Here is a 2,213-nt window from a genome sequence, read left to right as displayed (position 1 = left end):
GAAGATAAACTCCTGCTCAGCCGCTATGTTTTGATCGAGCGTGTAAGCCGTGCCGTCGTAAGTAAATTGAGTCACGCTCGCGCCATCAGCGCTTGGAGCGGTCAATATATCGAAGATTGATGTCGTCGGCGTACCTGCCGCCAAATCAGCTACCGTTGGCTCTTCAATCGTCAGAGCACCACTTGCCGTCACTTGAACATCGTCAGTGATGGTGACTGACAGCGGTGACATCAACGAATCATCACCGTCTGTATCAACGGCGTAAACTGGTAGCTCGAACGTCAGGTCGTTATTACCACGACCATCTTCATGATCGATGCTCTCCAGCAATGTAAAGGTGTATTGGCCTAGAGTGGCAGCGCTAAAGTTGAGAGTGAAAATCTGTGTTTCTACATTCGAAGCACTGGTCGTAAAGCCAATGTAGTTACCTGAGCCTGCCGGGTCTTCTTTAATATCAATCGCTAGCCCATTAGATTTCAAAGAATCGTCTGTATTGAACTCATTTGGCTCTAATCGGAACTTCTCTACATTGTCACTTTGGTTAGTAAACGAAATGGTTTCAGTTTGGCTCACCGCACCCACAATTGGTGACGAGCCATCAGCCAAATCGGCTTCCGCAAGCGCGATACTTGGCACCGACTCAATGGTTGGGATATCGCCATCGGTAATAGTCAGAGTTACCGTTGCAGTCTCAACATCGACGTCGCCATCGCTTGAAGTGAACACGAGTGATTTAACGATATCGCCATCTTCGTGGTCTAGGTTTCTATTCGGTTCAAAGCGCACGTTACCTTCGATGGTCACGAACACAGAGCCTTCGGTAAAGGTAAACTCTTGCTCACCAGTGATGGTCGTATCTAACGTTTGAGCTGTACCGCCATCGTACGTGAACTGGGTAATCACCGCCCCATCAGCGCTCTGTTTTGGCATAACATCAATGGTGTTGGTGGTAACAATACCAGCGGCTAAATCTGCGACGGTTGGCTCGGTAATATCTAACGTGCCGGTCGCCATGACTTGCACGTCATCACCAATAGTCACTGACAACGGTGACATCAATGAATCATCACCATCAGAGTCCACTGCGTAGACAGGCAAATCGAAGGTTAGCTCGTTATTGTCGAGACCATCAGCATGGTCTAACGCTTCAAGCAGTGTGAAGGTGTATTCGCCCAATGTGGTTGTGGAGAAGCTCAAGGTAAATATCGGAACTTCCGTGCCACCGTCATCAATAAAGCCTACGTAAATACCCGAATCGGCTGGGTCTTCTTTTATTTCGACCCCAATGTTATTCGACGTTAGTGCTCCACCGACATTGAACTCCGTCGGTTCAATTCGAAACTTCTCAACATCATCACTTTGGTTGATGAATGAGATAGTCTCAGTTTGACTGACCGCGCTGCCACTTGGCGTTGAACCATCAGCAAGCTGCGTTTCTGATAGCGACACGCTTGGCACGGTTTCGATGGTTGGAATGTCACCATCGGTAATGGTTAGGGTTACTGTCGCGGTTTCGACATCCACGTCACCATCGCTAGACGTCACCACAATCGATTTCACGATTGGGCCATCTTCATGATCGAGGTTGCGGTTTGGCTCAAAGCGGACATCGCCTTCAAGGGTAATAAACAGTGAACCCTCGGTGAAGATGAACTCTTGCTCGCCTGTATCCGTTTGGTCAAGCGTCAATGGCGTGCCGCCATCGTAGGTGAACTCAGTAATCGTCGCGCCATCTGCACTCTGCTCTGGCATTACATCAATCGTGGTTGTGGTCACCGCACTAGCAGCCAATTCGGCAACTGTCGGCTCTTCAATATTCAAGATGCCGTTGCTCATGCCTTGTACGTCATCTTCGATGGTCACCGCTAGAGGCGACATCAAAGAGTCATCGCCATCGCTGTCTACTGCATAAACAGGTAAATCAAAGCTTAAGGTGTTATTGTCGAGCCCATCTTCATGGTCAAGCGCTTCAAGTAATGTGAAGGTGTAACGCCCTAACACGACGTCATCAAAGTTGATGGTGAAGACTTCAACTTCTTGATTTAGCGCGTTAGTTGTAAAACCTGTGTATTGACCAGAGTCTGCCGGGAATTCACGAAGTTCGACTTCCAAACCATTCGACGTCAAAGCGCCAGAGGTATTGAATTCATCGGTCGCGATTCTAAAGCGTTCAACATCATCACTCTCGGTCGTGAAAGAGATAGTCTCTGTTT

At 48.4% G+C, this 2,213-nt stretch carries 1 pseudogene; it reads right to left on the bottom strand.

Annotated features, from left to right (window positions below):
- Nucleotides 1–2,213, bottom strand: a pseudogene (locus KI655_RS24055) (hypothetical protein); the annotation flags it as partial.

This window comes from Vibrio sp. D404a (assembly GCF_030248535.1).
In the GTDB taxonomy this organism is placed as follows: Bacteria; Pseudomonadota; Gammaproteobacteria; order Enterobacterales; family Vibrionaceae; genus Vibrio.
The sequence above is the reverse complement of the archived record's forward strand: the minus strand, read 5'-3'. Positions and strand labels throughout refer to the sequence as shown.